Annotated in this window: 5 protein-coding genes; 2 read left to right on the top strand and 3 right to left on the bottom strand. The window is 40.6% G+C overall.

Annotated elements, in window-relative coordinates:
- The 3 genes from ACEW8U_RS09105 to ACEW8U_RS09095 form a co-directional block, all read right to left on the bottom strand.
- On the bottom strand, positions 1-906 hold a 906-nt coding region (locus tag ACEW8U_RS09105), incomplete at its 3' end, for an aldehyde dehydrogenase family protein (RefSeq protein ID WP_373521729.1).
- A gap of 170 nt (positions 907-1,076) precedes the next feature.
- Positions 1,077-1,772: a YjjG family noncanonical pyrimidine nucleotidase gene (locus ACEW8U_RS09100; RefSeq protein ID WP_373521728.1), complete on the bottom strand. Its 696-nt coding sequence runs from the start codon at positions 1,770-1,772 to the stop codon at positions 1,077-1,079.
- A gap of 7 nt (positions 1,773-1,779) precedes the next feature.
- A complete protein-coding gene (locus ACEW8U_RS09095; RefSeq protein WP_373521727.1) occupies positions 1,780-2,163 on the bottom strand; it encodes an ArsR/SmtB family transcription factor in 384 nt (127 codons plus the stop codon).
- Between the two features lie 133 nt (positions 2,164-2,296).
- Here ACEW8U_RS09095 and ACEW8U_RS09090 point away from each other — a divergent pair, with 133 nt between their 5' ends.
- Positions 2,297-2,950: a carboxypeptidase-like regulatory domain-containing protein gene (locus ACEW8U_RS09090; RefSeq protein WP_373521726.1), complete on the top strand. Its 654-nt coding sequence runs from the start codon at positions 2,297-2,299 to the stop codon at positions 2,948-2,950.
- Between the two features lie 209 nt (positions 2,951-3,159).
- Positions 3,160-3,735, top strand: a 576-nt coding sequence (locus ACEW8U_RS09085; protein WP_373521725.1) for a hypothetical protein, incomplete at its 3' end; no start/stop codon positions are given.

Below are 3,735 nucleotides of genomic sequence, written 5' to 3'. Positions count from 1 at the left end.
AATCACAAAATCCTTTCCACCAGTTTCACCAACGATTCTTGGATAGGACTTATACTTAAAGATATTTTGCCCAATGGTCTTCCAGATATGTTGAAAAACACCAGTAGATCCTGTAAAGTGAATTCCGGCAAAATCAGGATGATTAAAAATGATATCACCTGCAGTCGGTCCATCCACGTATATCAGGTTGATCACGCCATCCGGTACGCCGGCTTCTTTAAAAACCTGCATCAAAATATTGGCTGAATAGATTTGCGCGTAAGCAGGCTTCCAAACCACCGTATTACCCATCAAGGCAGCGGAAGTGGGTAAGTTTCCAGCAATAGCAGTAAAGTTGAAAGGAGTCAAGGCAAATACGAAGCCTTCCAATGGTCTTTGCTCAACCCTGTTCCAGACCCCGTTTCCGGATACAGGAGGTTGTTGTGAATAAATTTCTACCATGTATTTCACATTGAATCGCAAAAAGTCAATAAACTCACAGGCAGCATCAATTTCAGCTTGATAGGCATTTTTGGATTGGCCTAACATGGTTGCAGCATTGATCTTCGCTCTATAGGGACCCGCTAGGAGATCAGCCGCTTTTAAAAAAATAGCAGCTCTTTGCTCCCATTCCATAGATTCCCAAGCATACTTTGCGCCCATCGCAGCATTGATAGCCTGATTCACATGGGACGCATCTCCTTCATGGAAATGACCAAGGAGGTGTTGGTGGTCATGAGGTGGATTCATTGGCTTTTTATTGCCCGTCCTCACTTCTTCACTCCCGATATACATGGGTACATCAGCTTCCTGCGCCCTGAATTCTTTTAACATTGCCTGAAGCTCAGATCTCTCAGGAGAACCTGGGGCATAACTTTTGACCGGTTCATTGACCGGTTCTGGAACATTGAAAAATCCTTTAAGCATATTTATTTGAGTTTATAAGTTTCTAATCCTCCAAATATAAGGCATCCCATCGGGAAAACCTGCCAGAAAAGGATTTGGGATAGGACCGAATGAAGTTTGCAGTTGAGGTAGTTCTTGTTTCTTGATTCTTATTTCTTGGCTCTCATTTCTCGCATCTCGGATCTCGCTTCTCAAAAAATCCCTTCCAATTCCTTCAAATGCCTGATCGTATAAGTCGGAAGATGCTCGATTCCTTTCCCATGGGGATCAAAATAGATATTATCAAGGTTTGATTGGATAGCACCCAGAATGTCTGAATTTGGATTGTCTCCAATCATAATGCAATCCGAAGCTTTTACAGACAGTTTATCCAAAAGATATTGAAAAATCCTCGGGTCGGGTTTTTTATGTCCCGTAGTCTCCGAGGTGACAACAAAATCAAAGTATGATTCAAGTCCTGAAGATTTCATTTTTAGCGCCTGACTTTCATTGAAACCATTGGTGATAACATGCATCCTATAATTGGGCTTCAGATATTCCAAAATCTCTTTTGAATATGGAAGCAAATGTGGCTTGGAGGATGTCCTATGCATGAAGTCATCCTCCATTTCTTTGGGTACTGCATTGTCTTTAGCACCTGCCTTTTCAAAAATAAGTTTAAAACGAACATCTCTTAGACTTTTTTTATCCATCTTCCCTACATCATACATTGCCCATAATTTAAAATTGACCTGATAGAAAGCGTCCAAAAAAGTTTTGAAATCGAGAATCCCTGTATTTTGGAGTTGATAAATTTCAAAAAGTTCGGATAACGATTCCTGTACGTTTTTGTCATAATCCCAAAGGGTATGGTCCAGGTCAAAGAAGAGGTGTTGGTATGTTTTCAAGGGAGAATTATTTTCGGTAGGGATTATTCTGTATTTTATTGATGGCTAGCTCCCTGTTGGAATGGAGAATTTGGTAAACCTCCTGATCTTTGATAAGGTTGGCGTCCTTCTGAATAAACTTAAAAATCTGCAAAATGATTTCCTGTACCTCTTCCAGAATATAATAAAAAATCCATTGATCCACCCTGCGGCTTCCTACCAATCCTGAATTTTTGAGGTAGACAAGATGTCTACTTGTTTTGGTCTGGGTGAAATCCAGAATATGTTCCAAGTCTGAAATAGAAAGCTCTTTATTCTGTTGCAATAAGTGGAGGATACGCACCCTAGGCTCTTCTGATAAAGCTTTGAAAATCCTCATCCCATAGCTCAAACTGATATTTTTAAGTCGCATTTGTAATTTTTAACGAATAAAACTGCTTTGAAATTAAGCAAATGATATCAAAATAGGCTAATATTATAGCCAAATTAAAAACCTTAACTGAACTCAATCAGTTAGATTTTCATTAATTATTAAAAGAGTCGCCTTGAAATTAAAATTATCACATATAGCCCTGTTGTTATTTTTTGGCATATTCTTCTTTGGGATTCAGGAATCATTTGCCCAAGATCAAAAGGAAAGAAAGGTTATCCAACTGTCTGGAATTATTCTGAATTCTGACAGTACAGATGCTGTTCCCGGAGTCAACGTATATGTCCCTAAGAAAGGCCGTGGGACAAGTAGCGGTCGGTATGGATATTTTTCACTTCCTGTTTTGGAAGGTGACAGTGTAGTCTTCAGTTTTGTCGGACTGCAAAGACAGGTTTTTCGGGTTCCGGAATTCGTGCCTGAAGATAGGATCAGTCTTATCCTGACCATGCAAGTAGATGAAATAGCCCTGGCAGAAATTGAGGTCATGCCATATCCCACTGAAGAGGAGTTTAAGCGGGCTGTGTTGGCTATGAACTATGATGCTCCAATGTCCATAGATTCGAGAGGAAATATGAGTCCGGAGACGCTCTTAAGGTGGGCTGAGGGAATGCCTGCTTCTGGAAATGAAAATATGCGCTATTTCCAACAGGGTCAAATCATGCAGATACAAGACCGTTACGGACCCCGACCTTTCACACTTGTGGATCCATTTGCATGGTCCAAATTTATTCAATCTATCAAAAGAGGTGAGTTGAAAAAACGGGATTAAATAAATGATTGAATCGATATTAAAAATTTTATAAACTGTGCTTTTGCGCAGTTTTTTTTTGTGTTTAAAGAAATCACCCATAAGGGTGATGGATTGTTTGCTAAATCAAAGGAAATTCACCGATGAAAGCCATTGTAAATTTTTCCAATTTCCAAAGGTTGGACATCTGATTTAAAACACAATTCTTTTAACCCAAAAAACACAGCACCATGACAAGAAAAACACATTTATCAGCCGCATCCATTTTTGGTTTGGCGGTTTGCCTGATTATGGGAGCATGCATCCATGAAAGCATCATGGAAGACTCCATTGAACCTTCTCAGGAATTGAACCTGAGTACAGAGGAACTCGCAATTTTGGATGATGAAATCGGGAACACTCTTCGAATGAACCCTTCCAATCAGAATAAACTTTTAGCCAGCATCAGGGCTGCAACCGCCAAATACCACCGACTTTCGAAAGCAGAGGATGACGGCTATGCCTTAGATCCTCATTGTGTAGAAGTACCTGGATTGGGCGGGATGGGACACCATGCAGTCAATGGGGGAAAAATCGGTCCTTTTGTAAATCCAGCTGAGCCAGGTGTTTTGGTTTATGAGCCTATGAAAAATGGAGGGTTTAGACTGGGTGCTGTAGAGTACTTGGTACCTTCCGAACCTTGGGATGCCAATCCTAACAATGACGGTCCTCCGATGCTGGGCAATCAGCCCTTTGACGACCACAGGGAAATGATAGAAATCGAACCTGGTGTTTTTGTAAATGCCAAAGGTGGGCCTCCATTCCCA

Origin of the sequence: Aquiflexum sp., from assembly GCF_041751335.1 — a bacterium.
Taxonomy (GTDB): Bacteria; Bacteroidota; Bacteroidia; order Cytophagales; family Cyclobacteriaceae; genus Aquiflexum.
Note: the sequence above shows the minus strand (reverse complement) of the source record. Positions and strands in the feature narration are given on the sequence as shown.

Excerpts from the sequence above, each read along its gene's own strand:
- ACEW8U_RS09095 (WP_373521727.1), bottom strand. The coding sequence starts at position 2,163 with ATGCGACTTAAAAATATCAGTTTGAGCTATGGGATGAGGATTTTCAAA.